At 35.0% G+C, this 14,714-nt stretch carries 11 protein-coding genes; 6 read left to right on the top strand and 5 right to left on the bottom strand.

The window, feature by feature from the left end; translation table 11 throughout:
* The first annotated feature begins 10 nt into the window (after positions 1-10).
* Positions 11-2,068, top strand: a complete 2,058-nt coding sequence (locus GKZ88_RS16175) for a tetratricopeptide repeat-containing sensor histidine kinase (protein WP_155103390.1) — start codon at positions 11-13, stop codon at positions 2,066-2,068.
* Positions 2,058-2,756 (top strand): response regulator, encoded by a 699-nt coding sequence (locus GKZ88_RS16170; protein ID WP_155103389.1) that lies wholly within the window; start codon positions 2,058-2,060, stop codon positions 2,754-2,756. Before GKZ88_RS16175 ends, GKZ88_RS16170 begins: the two co-directional genes overlap by 11 nt.
* A gap of 88 nt (positions 2,757-2,844) precedes the next feature.
* On the opposite strand, the gene thiL is transcribed toward GKZ88_RS16170, so the two are convergent.
* Positions 2,845-3,891, bottom strand: a complete 1,047-nt coding sequence (gene thiL, locus GKZ88_RS16165; protein WP_155103388.1) for a thiamine-phosphate kinase — start codon at positions 3,889-3,891, stop codon at positions 2,845-2,847.
* A 192-nt stretch (positions 3,892-4,083) separates the two neighbouring features.
* The gene (locus GKZ88_RS16160; RefSeq protein WP_155103387.1) at positions 4,084-8,139 is read right to left on the bottom strand and encodes a T9SS type B sorting domain-containing protein; all 4,056 of its coding nucleotides are present in this window, start codon (positions 8,137-8,139) and stop codon (positions 4,084-4,086) included.
* Between the two features lie 214 nt (positions 8,140-8,353).
* On the opposite strand from GKZ88_RS16160, the gene GKZ88_RS16155 reads away from it, so the two are divergent.
* Together GKZ88_RS16155 and GKZ88_RS16150 are read left to right on the top strand one after the other, a co-directional pair.
* On the top strand, positions 8,354-8,833 hold the full coding sequence (locus tag GKZ88_RS16155; RefSeq protein ID WP_155103386.1) for a DinB family protein: 480 nt from the start codon (positions 8,354-8,356) through the stop codon (positions 8,831-8,833).
* A 45-nt stretch (positions 8,834-8,878) separates the two neighbouring features.
* Positions 8,879-9,376, top strand: a complete 498-nt coding sequence (locus GKZ88_RS16150; protein ID WP_155103385.1) for a DinB family protein — start codon at positions 8,879-8,881, stop codon at positions 9,374-9,376.
* Between the two features lie 38 nt (positions 9,377-9,414).
* On the opposite strand, the gene GKZ88_RS16145 is transcribed toward GKZ88_RS16150, so the two are convergent.
* Positions 9,415-10,374, bottom strand: a complete 960-nt coding sequence (locus GKZ88_RS16145) for a YafY family protein (protein WP_155103384.1) — start codon at positions 10,372-10,374, stop codon at positions 9,415-9,417.
* A gap of 186 nt (positions 10,375-10,560) precedes the next feature.
* Here GKZ88_RS16145 and GKZ88_RS16140 point away from each other — a divergent pair, with 186 nt between their 5' ends.
* Both GKZ88_RS16140 and GKZ88_RS16135 read left to right on the top strand, forming a co-directional pair.
* The gene (locus GKZ88_RS16140) at positions 10,561-11,079 is read left to right on the top strand and encodes a hypothetical protein (protein ID WP_155103383.1); all 519 of its coding nucleotides are present in this window, start codon (positions 10,561-10,563) and stop codon (positions 11,077-11,079) included.
* Positions 11,080-11,095: 16 nt separating this feature from the next.
* Positions 11,096-11,590 carry a hypothetical protein gene (locus GKZ88_RS16135; protein WP_155103382.1) on the top strand — a complete coding sequence of 165 codons (495 nt, stop codon included), beginning with the start codon at positions 11,096-11,098 and terminating at the stop codon, positions 11,588-11,590.
* A 73-nt stretch (positions 11,591-11,663) separates the two neighbouring features.
* On the opposite strand, the gene lepA is transcribed toward GKZ88_RS16135, so the two are convergent.
* Together lepA and GKZ88_RS16125 are read right to left on the bottom strand one after the other, a co-directional pair.
* Positions 11,664-13,460, bottom strand: coding sequence for a translation elongation factor 4 (gene lepA / locus GKZ88_RS16130; RefSeq protein WP_155103381.1), 1,797 nt, complete (start codon positions 13,458-13,460; stop codon positions 11,664-11,666).
* 163 nt (positions 13,461-13,623) lie between these two features.
* Positions 13,624-14,340: an NUDIX domain-containing protein gene (locus GKZ88_RS16125; protein WP_155103380.1), complete on the bottom strand. Its 717-nt coding sequence runs from the start codon at positions 14,338-14,340 to the stop codon at positions 13,624-13,626.
* Positions 14,341-14,714 lie beyond the last annotated feature (374 nt).

The raw sequence follows: 14,714 nt of genomic DNA, 5'->3' as shown, positions 1-14,714 counted from the left end.
AAAACAGACATTGAAAAAAACTTCACAAATAGTATTGTTTTTATTTCTCATCTTATTAGGATGCAACAAGAAAACAAACCTAGATAAAGGAATTGTTTCAACAGAAGACAGCTTGACAAGTTATTTGTCTTTAGCCAATGATATTAATTTGTCTTATGAATTGAAACAGAAATACGCAAAGAAAGCCTTTTCTATCATTATTGCTAAAAATAACGATTCTCTAAACAGAGCCAACTTGTTTAAGGTTGCTAATCGCTATTATAACATGAAGGATCTAAAATCGTATCGGGAAATATCAAAATTAGTTTTAGAACGTTCCATTAATGCAAAAGATTCTGTAAGTATTGGAAAAGCATATACCTATTTAGGAGATTTTTACGGCACACAAAGCATTCCTGACAGTGCGTTCTTGAATTTTTTTAAAGCTCAGAAAATTTATCTGAGGATTAATGATCAATACAATCTCGCGCAGACATTTTTAAGCAAAGCAAGTCTTCAGTACAATGAAGGAGATTTTTTTGAAAGCGAAATCGCAGTTTTTAAAGCCTTGAGCCTTTTAAAAAAACAAAAAAACGTAAGTGATTTGCTTTACGATTGCTACAATCTTTTAGGAATATTGTACAATGACAGGGAAGAATATGACAAGTCATTGGAATTTCATAAAAAGGCGATAGCCGTTTTGAAAGACAAAACAATTCCCTCTGAACTGCAATTAGAAGCGACGTCATTAAATAATATTGGTTTTGTTTATCTTAATTTAAATGACTACGAGCAGGCAAGACAGTATTTTCAAAAAGGATTAAATCAGAAAAATTTATTTCAGGAGAAAAATGTTTTATACGCTATGTTGCTGGATAATCTGGCGTATTCCAAATTTAAATTAAGGGATTTTAAGGGACTGCCAGATCAGTTTGAAAGGTCTTTGAATATTAGGGACAGTTTGGGATTAAAGTCTGCTGTAGTATCTAGCCGAATTCACTTGTCAGAATTTTATGCTTTTGAAAAGGATACTTTTAGAGCTATTCAGTTTTCAAAACAGGCTTTGGTATTAGCTAGAAATTTGAATATCGGAAAAAATACTTTAGAAGCACTGAAGCAAATTGCTGTTGTTGATCCAAAAAATGCATCGGTTTATTCTAAAGAGTATTTTAGATTAAATGAAAAAATGCTTAAATCAGAGCGAAAGATGGGAGAAAAATTCTCTCGAATTGAGTATGAAACCAATGAAATAAAAGATCAGAATTCAAATCTTCAGGAAAAAAACAGAACATTAGTCTACGTATTCAGTATTTGTACTTTAGTAGGATTGTTTTTTTATGTTTATAAAACACAGCAAGCAAAAAACCGAGAACTGCTTTTTAAACAGCAGCAGCAAATTGCAAACGAGGATATTTATAACTTGATGATTTCGCAGCAAAATGAAATTGAATTAACCCGAATTAAAGAAAAGAAAAAAGTTGCGCAGGAATTGCATGACGGTGTTTTAGGCCGAATGTTTGGCGTCAGAATAAGTTTAGACAGTCTTGATAAAATCGATGAAGCGCAGGCAGCAGCAAAGCGAAAGAAGTATTTAACGGAGCTGAAACATATTGAAGAAGATATTCGCGAAATTTCGCATGATTTAAATAGAGAAAAATCAGAATTAATTAATAATTTTGTCGCGATTCTGATGAAACTGTTTGAAAATCAGAGAAACACGTATAATTCAAAATTAATTACGACATTTGATTCTCACATAAAATGGGATCTTGTAAGCAATGCCGTCAAAATTAATTTGTACAGAATGATACAGGAGGCGCTTCAAAATTGCAATAAATATGCAGATGCTGATACAATTACAGTTGAGCTTAAAAGTGAAATAAATTATTTAGTTTTGTCTATTGCTGATGATGGAATTGGTTTTAATGTAAAGAGAACTAAAAACGGTATTGGATTGCACAATATTCAATACAGAGCCGCGGAATGTAAGGGAACAGTTACTATAAAATCTGCCAAAGGAGAAGGAACACTTCTCACAATTAAAGTCCCAATCGATCAAAAAATTAACCTGCATAATAATGACATTTGATTTAACAGCTCCACTTTCGCAATTAATCACGCGAAACATTTTAATTGTCGACGATCATCCCTTTATTATTGAGGGATATAAAAATGCTATAACGCGTTATAATCCAAAGCAATATGAGTTTCATATTGCCCAGGCATACGACTGCAGGTCGGCTTATGATTTATTAGAAGACGAATCAACGCCAAAATTTGATGTCGCGTTTTTAGATATCAGTATGCCGGCTTATGAGGAAAAGGAAATATTTTCTGGAGAAGATCTTGCAAAGCTGATTTTGAAGAAAATGCCAGACTGTAAAGTGATTCTGCTTACGATGTACACAGAACTCTTGAAAATAAAAACAATTATAAGGACAATTAACCCAAATGGACTAATTATAAAAAATGATCTGACTTTTGATGAATTGTTGCTTGCTTTTGATAAAGTGATGAAAAATGGAAAATATTACAGTCAGTCGGTGGTGAAAATGGTAAATCAGTCGCCGCATAATTCTATTGAGATCGATCAGTTTGATAAACAGATTTTGTTTCATTTATCAAAAGGCACAAGAACAGAGGATATGTCGCAATACATTCCAATTTCGTTAGCCGCAATTGAAAAACGTAAAGTCAATTTGAAAGAATTGCTAAAAATAAGATCAGGTTCTGATGAAGAGCTTTTAAAAGAAGCGAAAAGCAAAGGACTTTTTTAGAAAGAAATTCTAAAGAAAAGAAATTCCAAATTCCAATGTAATGACTAACAATTGGAATTTGGAATTTTTTATTTGGAATTTTTCAAATTTACTCGCTTAGCGCATCCCATCCACGTGCTTTTAAAGCAATTTTCGTGTTGGCACGGGTCACAAGATGGATTCCTTCATTTTCTTCTGCCATATGGCCAATAATTGAAAAATTCGGATTTCCTTTTATTTTGTCAAAATCATTGATGTCAATTGTAAATAAAAGCTCATAATCTTCTCCACCATTAATGGCAACAGTTGTACTGTCGATATTGAATTCTTCGCAAGTCGAAATAAACTGTGGATCCAATGGCAGTTTATCTTCATATAAGTTACAGCCCACTTTTGACTGTTTGCAGATATGAATAATTTCTGAAGATAATCCGTCAGAAATGTCAATCATTGCGGTTGGTTTTATTTCAAGTGCATGTAAAAGCGTACGAACATCTTTGCGTGCTTCTGGTTTTAATTGTCTTTCGACCAAATAGGTGTAAGGATCTAAATCTGGCTGGCTGTTTGGGTTTACTTGAAAAACCTGTTTTTCACGTTCTAAAACCTGCAAGCCCATATACGCCGCACCGATATCTCCGGTTACAACTAATAAATCAGTTTGTTTTGCACCGTTTCTGTATACGATTTCATTTTCATCGGCTTCACCAATTGCGGTAATGCTGATAATTAATCCTTTTTGAGATGAGGTTGTATCACCGCCAATAACATCCACTTTGTATTCTTTTGCAGCATGTGTAATTCCTTCGAATAATTCTTCAAGAGCTTCTAATGGAAAACGATTAGAAACAGCAACAGAAACCGTGATTTGTGTTGGTTTCGCATTCATCGCGCAAATGTCAGAGATATTTACGACAACGGCTTTGTAACCTAAATGTTTCAATGGCATGTAAGCCAAATCAAAATGTACGCCTTCGATTAATAAATCTGTTGAAACAACAACTTTCTTTTCCTTAAAATCTAAAACTGCTGCATCGTCGCCAATACTTTTTAAAGTTGATTCTTGTGTAACATCAAAGTTTCGGGTTAAATGGTCGATTAGGCCAAATTCTCCTAATTGTCCTATACTGGTGCGTTGCGGATTTTTATCTTCTATCATTTTTTCTGAGTTCCAAAATTATTTAGCTGCAAAGGTACAAAGGTTTTTTTTAAAGATGCTAAGATTCTAAGATGCTAAGGTTTTTAAGTTTTTTTCTAGCGTGTTTATTCTGTAGAGACAAACTGAAGTGTGTCTATGTCGCGTTCTTTCAGCATTGTGTACACATTTTGGTGTGTCTCTACATTTGTCAGATTATCGTTTTAGACTAAAATGAGATCTAAATACTTCGCTGATCTGATCTTGTGTGTAAAAAACCTGAAACCAATAATCTGAGGAAGGAAGCGGGTTTCCGTTATAATTTCCATCCCAGCCTGGACCTGAAGGGCGGAGCTGTTTTATGAATTTTCCATATCGGTCGAAAATATTGATTACAGCATCTGGCTGTGCACTAAGATCTATGATGTTCCAAGTATCATTGTAGCCATCGTTGTTTGGTGTGAAAAATTTGGGATATTTAAGCACATTGGCAAACAGAATCAGATTGTCGCAATTTCCTTTTGTATCTTTTATGGTTACTGCGTGTTCACCTGAATCGACGTTGGAGAATATATTATTGGTCTGAAAATCGCCGTTATCTAATTGATATTCATATGTTCCAAAACCATTAGTTACATTTACAATAATGTCGATGTTATCTTCAAAAGCATCTGTGACTGTTAAAGTAGCAATTGCCGGACTTGACTTTTCGACTTTAACTGTGGTGGAATTATAACCGCAGTCGGCGCCAACAGCCGGAGCTATTTTGTTCGGAACTGCGGTGTAAATTCCTTCTTCTTTTGCGACATAGTTTGGTCCGGTGCTTATTTTATTGCCGTTGAAAAACCAGTCAACAGTATATTCGCTGGGATTAAGTCCTGAGTTTAATTGGGCCGAACTTAGTAAAGTTCCTGTTTGAAAATCGACACAGATTACGCCATTTTTTATTGTAAAATCTTTTAAAGGATAAATCGTAATATTGAAATCATCTTGAGAAAAACAATTCGAATTTGTTGGTGCGACGGCATAAATATACATTCGCTGCGTGCTGGTAATCAAGTCGCCAGGAGCATAATGCACTCCTGTTGCATTTGGTCCGCTGTAGTATTGTCCGGCTGATAAAACAGGCAAAACATAGCTTTTGCAGATAACAACATCTGGAATACTGGTTAATTTTGGCGCAGAAGAAATATTTACCGCAAAACTTTTTTCGCTAGTACAAGTAAGCCGATTTCCTGCAATTGCATAAACATAGATGGTTTGTGAAGTGGTTAAAACTGTTCCTGCCGGAATAATGGCGCCTTTTCCTCCAGGCTGCGAATAGTAATTGCCTAATTTTAAAGGTGGCAGTGTATAGCTGTCGCAAACCGTTATGTTTTCAAAAGTGCCAACATCGATTCCGTTAATATTAATTTTGAAGAAGGTTTCATTACTGCATTTTGTAAAATCAGGCCATTCGTTGTAAATGTAAATGGTCTGAGCGGTGCTTATTACTGTTCCTTCAGTAAGCTGGGTTCCTAATCCATGAGGGCCTCCTGTTGCAGAATAATAGTGTCCGTTTTTTAACCTTGGAAGTTTAAAATTGGTACAAGTGACTACATCTGTAAAACTATCTACAAGAGGCAATGGCCTAATTTCGACAACAAAGTTAGATTCGTTGTTACATTCTGTTCCAACGGAAAAAATATAAATAGTCTTCGTTGCAGTAATAATATCTCTTGCATGAAGTGGAGTTCCGCCGCCATTTGTATCGGTAAAATAATTGCCATTTGTTAAGGGAGGCAAAATATAATTGTTACATTCCAATCGATTAACAGGCTTATCAACTAAAGGCAGCGGTTTTATGGTAATCTGATATTTTAGATCGATTGTACAATTGGGCGAAGTCGTAGTAACAGCATAATAATATACGGTCTGCGAGTTTGTAATTACTGTTCCAGCCGGAATATTTTTGCCTTGACCGCCGGGACTGTCATAATAACCGCCTATCTCAATTGCCGGCAAGGTATAGCTTCCGCATTCTGATATTGGAACAAATCGCTGTGAATTAATAATGTCTATTTTAAAAGAGTTTTCATTGGTACATCTTCCATCATTTGCAAAAACATATAAGGTTCGGCTAGTGGTTATTCGATCTCCAGCGTTTAGCCGATTGCCCAAACCTCCTGAAAGCGCATAGTAATTTCCATTCAGCAAAGGCGGTAAAATATAAGAATCACAAGTCACAATATTTTCGGGTTTATCAACTAAGGGTAAAGGATAAACATTAAAGGGAACAGCTATGTCACTGCAAACTGCTCCATTAATTACAGCATAATAATATATTGTTTGGCTCGCTGTAAACGCTGTTCCTCTCGGAATAGGATCTCCTTTTCCTCCAGCTTCAGTAAAAAATCCTCCTGCAACTACAGTAGGAACTATATATTTGCCACAGGCTTCTTTTGGAAATTCTATTTCATAAATTAAGGTAATGCTAAAAGTGTTTTCATTGGTACAATTGTTAGGTGTGGGGCCGCTGTAAATGTAATAAGCTCCAGATTTGGTAATAACGTCTCCGGCATTTAATCTTGTTCCTGTTCCATTTGGACCAGTATAATAAAAACCAAAAGTTATAGGAGGCAATGTATAGCTGTTGCAGGCAATAACATCTGGAAGATCATTTACTGGCGGAAGCGAATAAATAATAATATTGAAGTTTACAGCTTGAAAGCAAAAAGAATTCTGAAGACTTTCAACTCTAACCCAGATTGTTTGCGGTGACTGCGATAAGGAAGAAGAAAAAACTTTAGGATTTAAAATAGGATTTGTACCGCTGTTTGCTTCTGATTGGCTCAAATGATAACTGATTTTATAATTCGAAGAATTTAAACCATTCAGTATCGTACTTTCCTGAACAGTTAAATCAACCGGAACTCTTCCTGATTTATTATTACAAAAACTCAAATCAGGAGGTTTTATAATGTTGATTGGAGCGGTTACAAGCAAGTCAAATGAAATCAAATTATTGCAAAAAGTACCGTTATTATTTACTGGGACTGCTTTTATGTATATGGTCTGATTGCCAATACTTGTATAAGAATTTAATTGATTTTGAGGTATTGCGGGTCCGTTTGCATTGGCAGCGGCCAAAGTACTGAAATATAAAAGAGAATATTCTGCAGCATCGAGTCCTAAAGTTGTTAGGTTATTCTGAGTTAAATTATAACTGTATATGCCATTTGTGGTGTAACAGGCAATTAAATTTTTGGCAGGCTTAACTATTAAATCCGTAATTTTTACTTCGTCTTTTATAATACAGCCCGAAAGAGTGGCTGTAACGCCATAAGTTCCAGATTTATCAACCGTTAATGAATTGGTTGTTTGTCCAGAAATAACAGTTCCGTCAAGAGTCCATTCATAAGTGTAATTTCCTGTAAGACCAGATTGAAGTGTGATTTTTTCGCCTTCGCAAATGGTTCTGTCTCGGCCTAAATCCATGGCTGTAATAAAACTGCCTCCTTTTATAAAAACTGCCGAATCGTAACTGCTGTCATTGTAATCACCAATTGCCAGTTTTATGCTGTAAGTCCGATTTGGAATTACTGTTGAAGATGCTGTTAAAACTTTGGTTTCGCCTCTCATATTTATTGCTGATGATGGAGGATCATTCACATTATAATGATCAAATAAATTAGCATTGGCTGATAAACACGAAGAATTGTACTGACTGTCTCTAATGTTTTTTACCGAAACTGGTGTCGATGTGCCGGGAAGTACCGCAAGATTTGACGAAACTCCAGTAGTTAAATCGGTTAAGATAAAGGCAAAAACATCACTGAAACCACATTGAAATTCGCCATATTCATTTGAAGCGAAAAGAAAATCGAAACTAAAATTACTTGACAAAGGTGTAAACTCAAACTGAATATAACTCACATCAGTAATGGGAATCATTTGCCCGTTGTTGTCACTGATTGCCTGCAGATCGCTGTCACTGGCATTATTTAATTGACTGCTTTCGTTGGCGCCGGTATAGATTCCTTCCGTATAGCTTGCAATTCCGTTCCGAATAATAATACCTTCTGAAATTGGGAAATTAGGATTTGTATTGGTGAATTTACCGATGCCTTGATGTGACGAAAATTTAAAGTTGGTTTCATTTGCGCAGGCATTTTTCATTAACTCTTCCCGAACAAGCTGAGGTATACTCAAAGTTGTAGTGTCCACTATGATCCCCTGAGACAAAGATATAGTCGAGTAAAATAATAAAAATAGAAGTAGAGATTTTCTCATAGTCCTGATTTTATTAAGTAGGGGGCTTTAAAGGTACGAAGGATTTTCGTTTTAATATAATGAATGTCAATATTTTACATTCTTTCGTTTCGGGTTTAATTGTCTTTGCAAAACCTAATAACATTTTTTTTAAATTATTTTTTTTCCTGCTGACAAACTGTTGTCACCAGCCCATTTTACTTTTGATGTATAGAAAAATTAAAACCTTAAAATCATGAAAACATTAGAAGCACAAGTAATTACTTCAGAAGATTTATTGAAACACTGGCAAGGTCACCGCGCATTGACACGCCGATTGATTGAGTTATTTCCAGAGAAAGATTTCTTCGAATTCTCGATTGGCGGAATGAGACCTTTTTCAAAATTAGTCGATGAACTTTTGGCAATTGCGGCTCCGGCACTTAAAGGAATTGTAAATCGAGACAGTCAGCCTTATACAGAAGGAAGCGAAAAATTGATTTTTAAAGCGCAGTATCTTGAAAAATGGGATGAAGCGACTGAAGAAATCAATAAATATTGGGAACAATTGTCAATTGAAGATTTTAGCGAAAAGTTTAATCTTTTTGGCCAATACGAATTTCCAATTATCCAGAATATTTTATATTTTATTGATAATGAAGTACATCACCGTGGTCAGGCTTATGTATATTTAAGAGCTTTAAATATTGAACCGCCATTTTTTTGGGAAAGATAACCAGCAAATCGTTGTAACTTTATTTAAAATCTAAAATTAACTGCTATGAGTTTAAAAAAGATAATGTCAAATTATGCCGATTATAATTTATGGGTGAATCAGCAATTTGTGAATTGGCTTTCGCCGAAATCAAGCGAATTGCTTTATTCAGAAGTACCTTCCAGTTTTTCAACTATTATCAAAACATTGGATCATATTTGGTCAACAGAAGAATATTGGTTTTCTGTAATTTCTGAAAGTAATTTAGCAGAAAAGAAACCGGAAAATGAATTGTCTAAAGAAGAAATTTTTTCAGGCCTATTAAATTCATCTACAAAATTGAAGCATTTTATTAACTCATTGTCAGAAGAAGATTTGAGTAAAGAAGTTAAAATCGTAAATCCATGGTTTGAATGTGAATTGCCAATTTCGGAATATTTGATTCAGGTTATTAATCACGGCACGTACCACCGAGGCCAGATTGTAACAATGGGCCGAAATATCGGAATTACTGATGCATCAAATACGGATTATAATTTTTACAATGTTGTGAAACAGCAATAAAACAAAAAACTCCCGAAGATAATCTCTCGGGAGTTTTTTTATAAAAGTCTTTGTTTGTTTATTTCTAATAATTCTAATGCTCGAACTTTCAGTCTTTCTGGTTCCAAAATGGTGGCGTAATCGCCAAACATTAAAAACCAGCGCGGAAAACCGCTTTCGATATCACGGCACATAAAGGTCATTTCGATTTTTCCGTCAATTTCTTTCTCAGAAACATAGCCATGGTATTTTTTTTCAGATGCTAAATATCGCGCTATTTTTTTCTCGATTAGGATTCGGACTTTTGTTGTTGGACAGGTTTCTGTTTTAGTCAGATAGGTTTCTAGAGCATCATGTTCAATTGTAAAATCGGATTCCGTTTTTCGAATTCCCTGAATTCTATCGGTTCTAAACTGGCGGTAATCTTGCCGTAAATGACAATATCCCAGGAAATACCAATTGTTATTATCATGAAAAACGCCTACAGGTTCAATATTTCGCTGGGTAGTTTCGTCGGCATCAAAAGTTTTGTATTGAAGTAAAATTTGTTTTTTCTCGGCAATCCCTTCAAAAAGAACCGCTAAAGTATTTGGCGAATTATCGTTGAACATTGGCTCTGCCGTTTGCATCACGATTCTCGATTCAATATTAGAAAGATAATCTTTATCTGTACTTCTCAAAACCGATTTCAGTTTGAACATCGCCGAAGTATAATGATTTCCTAAAGACGGATCAGTGAATTTCTGCATTAATTTTTCTGCAGCAATAAAACTGCTGACTTCTTCGCGCGTGAACATTACAGGCGGTAATCTATAGCCTTCCATCAAAGCATAACCAACTCCGGCTTCGCTGTAAATAGGAACTCCCGAAGCTTCAAGGGTTCTAATATCTCTATAAATCGTTCTTAAACTGCAGTCAAAACGATCTGCCAATTCCTGTGCTTTTACAATTTTCTTGGATTGTAATTGAATCAAGATGGCAACAATTCGGTCAAATCGTTTTGGAGTTTCGTCGAGCATTTTTTTGAAAGGTTCAAAGGTTCAGAGGTTCAAAGATACAAAGGTTCAAAATTTTAGTAAATAAAAAAGCTGTCCCAAATTGAGACAGTTTTGAAATATCAGGAACTATCTTGTTAATTATTTTTATTCCCTTTAGTAGCTGATTTAAAAAAAGATGTATTTTTAATGCGACTAAAAACAAACCAAATGCAAACTGATTTTTCGTATGCGAAGCAAGAAGAAATTAAAAAAAAGCTTCGTGCTGGAACGTTTGATGCTAATCAAGAATTGATAGATTTAATTCGGTTAGGTTATGATCCTGTTACAGCAAAAGAACTTTTAATAAAAGTAATCAAAAGCCATAAAGATGATCTTTATGAAGAAACCAAAGAAGCCAAAGCATCTGAAGAAAGAGGCAATGTTGCTTTTGCTGCCGTGATTATGATTACAACTTTCTTAGGGATGTTTGGCGGAAATAATGGTTTAATAATTCTAATATCTATCGTAGTTGCTTGTTTTTGCGGGTACTATGGAAATCAGGAAAATCCAATTCCTGGAATGGTTGGTTATGCTATAGCCGCAATGATTATGCCTTTTGCCTGTGGTTTCTATTTTAAAGGAAGAAGTACTATTTTGAATTTAGAAATTCTCATTCCGTTATTGTTTTCTTTCGGCCCGGGCTTATTGATTAAATATATTTTATCCCAAATTTTACCTTCAGACTAATTTAAAAACTAAATTTATGATTGAAAATTACTCTTTTAATGAACATTATAAAAGATTTGAACCGCACGAAACCAGATGTACCTACTGCGAACGAGATGATATGAAAAGCATGAATGAGTGCTATTTTGTACCGCTTTTCGTAGAAGCCGACAGAACTAATATCGTCGTTTACCGATCGGTTAAATATTCTAAAATTTTAATCGGAATTCCAAGATGCTCTTCTTGTAAAACAATTCATGAAAAATCAACTTCGAAGTCACAGATAATAACAGGAATTGGTGTTGTGATGGCAATTTCTCTTTTGGTTTATAATTTCATGCTGCTTAACCCGTTTGTTGTAGTGGGAGGAATTTTTGCCATGATTTTTGGCGGAATTTATGGATCAAAGAAAATGACAGAGTCTTTTGTTGTCGGACATGATATTTATACGCTGGAAGATGGAGCGGAAAGAAATGAAGTAGTTCGAGACTTAATCATAGCAGGTTGGTCTTTTACGCAGCCTTCAGCATAAAAACAAAAAACCCGATAACGAAGTTATCGGGTTAAATCTATATTCTTTGTTCTTGATTCTATTTTCTAAAAACTTAGTCGTTCAATTTCAAAACAGCCATAAATGCTTCTTGAGGAATTTCAACATTTCCTACTTGACGCATACGTTTTTTACCTTTTTTCTGTTTTTCCAGCAATTTACGCTTACGCGAAATATCTCCACCGTAACATTTTGCGGTAACGTCTTTACGAAGTGCTTTAATCGTTTCACGAGCGATAATTTTTGCTCCAATTGCAGCCTGAATCGGAATGTCGAATTGCTGTCTTGGGATTAGCTCACGTAATTTTTCGGTCATTTTTTTACCGATGTTGTACGCGTTATCTTCGTGAATCAATGCAGAAAGTGCATCAACAGTCTGTGCATTTAAAAGAACGTCAAGTTTAACTAATTTCGAAGTTCTCATTCCAATAGGAGAGTAATCAAAAGAAGCATAACCTTTAGAAACTGTTTTTAAACGGTCATAAAAATCGAATACGATTTCCGCCAAAGGCATATCAAAATTCAATTCAACTCTTTCTGTAGTCAAATAGGTTTGATTCGTAATTTGACCTCGTTTTTCGATACATAAACTCATTACGTTTCCTACGAAATCAGCTTTTGTAATAATAGTTGCTTTGATAAAAGGTTCTTCAACTCGGTCTAAACGAGATGGTTCAGGTAAGTCAGAAGGATTGTTTACAACAAATGCAGTTTCAGGGTCTTTTTTAGTGTAAGCTAAATACGAAACGTTAGGAACTGTAGTAATTACAGTCATATCGAATTCACGTTCTAAACGTTCCTGAATAATTTCCATGTGAAGCATTCCTAAGAATCCGCAACGGAAACCAAATCCTAAAGCCGCAGAACTTTCAGGTGTAAAAACTAATGAAGCATCATTCAATTGCAATTTTTCCATAGAAGAACGCAAATCTTCGTAATCTTCTGTATCAACAGGATAAATTCCGGCGAAAACCATTGGTTTAACATCCTCAAAACCTGTAATCATATTCGTTGTCGGCGTTTTGGCATCAGTTAGTGTATCTCCAACTTTTACTTCTTTCGCTTCTTTAATTCCAGAAATCAAATAACCCACATCTCCGCTAGAAATCACGCTTTTAGGAACCTGATTTAATTTTAAAGTTCCAATTTCATCAGCAAAATATTCATTGCCTGTAGCCATGAATTTAATTTTTTGCCCTTTTCTGATTTCTCCGTTTACCACTCTAAAAATTACCTCAATTCCACGAAACGGATTATAAACCGAGTCAAAAATCAAAGCCTGTAATGGCTCATCAGGATTTCCTTTAGGAGCTGGAATTTTCTCGATAATAGCTGCTAAAATATTTTCAACACCAAAACCTGTTTTTCCAGAAGCGTGAATAATATCTTCTAATTTACATCCAAGTAAATCAATAATATCGTCACTAACTTCTTCAGGGTTAGCACTTGGCAAATCGACTTTATTTAAAACTGGAATAATTTCCAAGTCATTTTCTAAAGCCAAATATAAGTTCGAAATAGTTTGTGCCTGAATACTTTGAGCGGCATCAACAATCAAAAGAGCACCTTCGCAGGCAGCGATTGATCTTGAAACTTCGTATGAAAAGTCAACGTGACCAGGAGTATCAATCAAATTCAGGATATATTCTTCACCTTTATAAGTGTATTCCATTTGTATGGCGTGACTTTTTATGGTAATTCCACGCTCGCGCTCCAGGTCCATGTTGTCAAGCAATTGTGCTTTTTCTTCACGAGCTGTAACGGTTTGTGTAGCGCCCAATAATCGGTCTGCCAGTGTACTTTTACCGTGGTCAATGTGTGCAATAATGCAAAAGTTACGTATCTTCTTCATTTTAATATATCAGTTCTCTAATCGAGTTTAAGTCTTTTTTGAGGTATAAATTGCACTGCAGCAATTGCTTTAGCGCATGTTATTAAGGCGCAAAGATAGCGCAAAGTTTTGGATTCTGAAATGTAGTTGCCCGATACTTGCCTGCTGAAATTCAAAACGCACTTTAAAATTCAAAATTGAATCCTTTTTCAGTCAGTTTTTTGTAAATATCAGGGTCAAATTTATATAATTTGGCCGCTCTGTGCGAAACGTCCTGTTGTTTTTCATCGAGTGCAACAAGGAGTTTCATATGGAGAATTTTTCGTCGGAAATTCGATTTATCCAATTCAATCCCGAGAATTTCTTCATAAAGATGCATCAGCTGCAATAAAGTGAATTTCTCTGGAAGAAGATTAAAACCAATTGGCGCCTGACGTACACGGTTTCGAAGCTGCATCAAACTAAAATCCAGAATTTCATTATGATCAAAAATCAAATTTGGAATCTCATTGATTTTGTACCATTTTGCTTCAATAACCGTTAAACTCGCCTTGATATTATAATCTTCCCTATTTACTAAAGTGTAATAACCAATGGTTACAACGCGTCGTTCACTGACACGATTTGGATCTGTAAAGGCTTTTAACTGCTCTAAGTAAATGTTGTCGAGCGTAGTAAGTTCATACACAATTCGCTGTGCGGCCGCATCTGCGCTTTCGTCTTTTTTAAGATAACCACCCAGCAAACCCCATTTTCCAATACTTTCTCCTTCGGCATGCTGCACTAATAACACTTCCAGATTAGCTTTGTTGAATCCGAAAATTGCGCAGTCAATCGTAATGCCATCAACGGCTGTACTGCTGTCCGGTTTTTCGTGTTTTCTTGGAGAAGGAAATGTCATTGCGGTTTTTATAAACGGTGTTTAAAATTCGAAATTTAATCCTTTTGAGTTTAATTTATTATAAATCTTAGGTTCAAATTTATACAATTTAAAAGAAAAATAGACATGATATTTTGCCAAAACAGAAAATTAGCATTATACTTGTAGTCTATTTAACCATAAGGTATTGTTGGTTTAATTCTGATGCTTCAATGGTAAGCTTGTTGGATTAACCAAAGCATTATTGCGTTTATAAGAAATAGAAGTCCAGTTGGAAAAGATCATGTTTGGATGTTTTTCCACTATAAACCAAAGCTTTATTATTTAAATATGTCAAACTAACCGGTAGGTGATTGATACAGTCACACAATGGTATGTCTATATTTGTTTTTCAA

The organism is Flavobacterium sp. LC2016-01 (assembly GCF_009711135.1).
Classification (GTDB): Bacteria; Bacteroidota; Bacteroidia; order Flavobacteriales; family Flavobacteriaceae; genus Flavobacterium.
The sequence above is the reverse complement of the archived record's forward strand: the minus strand, read 5'-3'. Positions and strand labels throughout refer to the sequence as shown.

Coding starts and splice junctions, on each gene's coding strand:
- GKZ88_RS16145 (WP_155103384.1), bottom strand. CDS start 10,374: ATGCTCGACGAAACTCCAAAACGATTTGACCGAATTGTTGCCATCTTG.
- GKZ88_RS16140 (WP_155103383.1), top strand. CDS start 10,561: ATGCAAACTGATTTTTCGTATGCGAAGCAAGAAGAAATTAAAAAAAAG.
- GKZ88_RS16135 (WP_155103382.1), top strand. CDS start 11,096: ATGATTGAAAATTACTCTTTTAATGAACATTATAAAAGATTTGAACCG.
- GKZ88_RS16170 (WP_155103389.1), top strand. CDS start 2,058: ATGACATTTGATTTAACAGCTCCACTTTCGCAATTAATCACGCGAAAC.
- lepA (WP_155103381.1), bottom strand. CDS start 13,460: ATGAAGAAGATACGTAACTTTTGCATTATTGCACACATTGACCACGGT.
- GKZ88_RS16155 (WP_155103386.1), top strand. CDS start 8,354: ATGAAAACATTAGAAGCACAAGTAATTACTTCAGAAGATTTATTGAAA.
- GKZ88_RS16160 (WP_155103387.1), bottom strand. CDS start 8,139: ATGAGAAAATCTCTACTTCTATTTTTATTATTTTACTCGACTATATCT.
- GKZ88_RS16125 (WP_155103380.1), bottom strand. CDS start 14,340: ATGACATTTCCTTCTCCAAGAAAACACGAAAAACCGGACAGCAGTACA.
- GKZ88_RS16150 (WP_155103385.1), top strand. CDS start 8,879: ATGAGTTTAAAAAAGATAATGTCAAATTATGCCGATTATAATTTATGG.
- thiL (WP_155103388.1), bottom strand. CDS start 3,891: ATGATAGAAGATAAAAATCCGCAACGCACCAGTATAGGACAATTAGGA.